The organism is Mesorhizobium sp. M5C.F.Ca.IN.020.29.1.1 (assembly GCF_003997375.1).
In the GTDB taxonomy this organism is placed as follows: Bacteria; Pseudomonadota; Alphaproteobacteria; order Rhizobiales; family Rhizobiaceae; genus Mesorhizobium; species Mesorhizobium wenxiniae.
In genome coordinates this window covers 1-1,981 of record NZ_RZSW01000817.1, presented here as the reverse complement: position 1 = coordinate 1,981, position 1,981 = coordinate 1, and the positions used below count along the sequence as shown (strand labels likewise).

The window sequence follows — 1,981 nt, the reverse complement described above, 5'->3', positions numbered from 1 at the left end:
GCCTTGGGACGCAATATGCACCCCAATCTCGGCGTCGGGAAAATCCACTTCCGACGAAGCCGACGCCCAATTCATGCTGGTTACGACAAGATCGTCATTATCCCAAGCGAGGAACTTCCCATGGAGAGGAATCTTGCCTGCCTCGATCAGGCGGAACCCGTTCGCGGCCGCTTCCGCCTTTAGCTCGCGGGCATGGCGATTTCGCATCGGCTTGGAAACCATCGTGTAGAGCACCCTCACCGCCATGCCAGGCCGAGAGGCCGCCATCTGTCCTTGCAATAAGGCACCCGGACGGGCAGTGGATCCCAGCTTATGACATCCTAGCACGAGCCGCTGTGAAGCTATCCCACTGGCTTCTCTCAGCAGTGCATCATGCGCATCGCCAGAAATGACCGCAATACGCGTTGGTCCCCCCTTTGGGCTGAGGCGCTTCAGATCACGCTTCGTCAAATGCAATTCCGTGGCGACAGTGTCCGAAAGGCCGCGCCTCCCGATGATCTGCTGAAAGGCGCCCATTACATCAGCCACAACCGCTTGATCGCGGAGTATCGCCGTCAACTCAATGTTTCGAAACGGCGACTTCAACCAGTTGCAGGAGCTTACGGCTGCCAGCCACTCTCCCGAAGGCGTATCGACCAGCATCACCTTCGCATGAGAGCCTGTCGTTCGCATGTCGACGACAAAGCGGCCCGCGGTATCCGCGTCCTTGCTCACCATCTCCATGATTTTAGCGGCTTCCGCCGCATTTCGAGTCTCGGTCTCCTCATCATATTCTGCACCCCAGAATACGCTGAAGCGGACGCCGCGCCTGCATGCAGCGCGTATGATCTCGAACAGGGCTTCGACGTCCGACGCTTTGATGAACGTCGAATGGATGATCACCCGCTGATGTGCCCCCCGAACAAGCTTCTCGAATTCCACACGCTGGGCCGAACCCCCTATGATCAGGTCCTCCGGGCTAAACGAGCAATCGTGATACACCGGCTCCGTATGCCGCGAGGATTGCGGTCCCGAATACTGGACCGTTAGGCCGGGGTTGCCAACGTCAAGCGCCGCAACCACGTCGACAATCCGGCGCAGCTCATCACCAGCTGCCTCAGGCAATCCCCGAGGTACCCCGTCTACGACACGGACTACCATGTATTCATCGTCTCGCACTGACGCCGTGCGGCCATCGATCGACGCGAGTTGTTCATCCCATCCTTGGGCCACCACCTCGCTAAGACGATTGAGATTGGCCTCTTGTGACATTGTCGGTCCATCGCCCTCCACGCGCAGGACGCGGACATCGGCACCAACCTTTCGCTCCGCTTCGATCTTTCGCGGAGACTTGATCAGCACATCTCGTGTCGGAAAGAAGGTTCCAGTCGCTCTTTCGATGACAAAACTTGCCTTCCGAACGAGCCGTTTCGGAAAAAAAGGCAACGGATTGCCGCTGCTGATGGCTTCAAACCCATATGGACTCGCCATGAACGACGCGCCATTGGCAGATGCTCGAACCTCGATCAGCCGAAATCGCATGAGCCGTGCGATAGATGCGACTACGAGTTGGCGCGGTAGGTCGGCATGATCCGCCAGTTCCTTGATCGTCCGGGGCACGCGCGCAATTGAAGCGAGGATTAGTTCGTCGACGATGCTCCACGGCCGCCCTTTGTCTATCCCAACCCGGCAGGAGACTCGAAAGATGGGTACAGCGACGAGAATGCTCACCTGCCTCCTCCGAGAATCTCTGGCCTGATAAGCTCGGCAGCGGCTCGTCCGTCAGGCCTCCGCTGCCCGGCCAGAGCTTTGATTGCCGCGAGCATATCGGTCAGAAACATCAGATCATGTGTCTCTTCATCAGGATTGACACCCTGAACGGCCTCGCTCAGGAACTGAAGACTACCTACGATCACAAGCTTGGATTTTGCCCTGCTCAGCGCAACGTTCATTCGACGCCGGTCGCGTAGAAAACCGAGCGCCGAACCGCCGGAGCGCGGAT

Annotated in this window: 2 protein-coding genes; both read right to left on the bottom strand. The window is 58.3% G+C overall.

The window, feature by feature from the left end:
• Positions 1-1,710: phospholipase D-like domain-containing protein (locus EOA85_RS33885; protein ID WP_127212599.1), on the bottom strand; the 1,710-nt coding region annotated here is incomplete at its 3' end.
• A partial coding sequence (locus EOA85_RS33880; RefSeq protein WP_164760081.1) for an AAA domain-containing protein occupies positions 1,707-1,981 on the bottom strand: 275 nt, incomplete at its 5' end. The genes EOA85_RS33885 and EOA85_RS33880, both read right to left, overlap by 4 nt.